The organism is Undibacterium sp. RuTC16W (assembly GCF_049339445.1).
Lineage (GTDB): Bacteria > Pseudomonadota > Gammaproteobacteria > Burkholderiales > Burkholderiaceae_D > Undibacterium.
In genome coordinates, this window is record NZ_JBMPPE010000099.1 from 1 (window position 1) to 310 (window position 310).

Genomic DNA, 310 nt, shown 5'->3' on the forward strand with positions numbered 1-310 from the left:
GTAGCAGGGTTAAATACTGGACGTAGCTGCGATAGGCCTTCTACTGTTGTTTCTGGGCGAATTACTTCGTCGTCTTCAACAAGAATTAATGAGCCATCTGCATCGTGACCTTCCATTGCGAGAATTTCGCGGCGGAAGCGGCCTTCAACAGTTGCAGCATGTGCACGTTGGTGTGAACGGTATGCAAATTCATCTTGCTGCTGACGGCTAATGCCGTGAATAGTAGCAAGGTACTCTGCAGTTAAACCCATTGAACCAGACGCTTGTGCAATTGACGTTGCTAGGCCTGGGTGAAAATCATTACCGTGCG

General features: G+C 48.7%; 1 pseudogene. It reads right to left on the reverse strand.

The annotated features are described in order from the left end of the window. A pseudogene (fadA, locus tag ACO0K4_RS19675) lies at positions 1 to 310 on the reverse strand (acetyl-CoA C-acyltransferase); the annotation flags it as partial.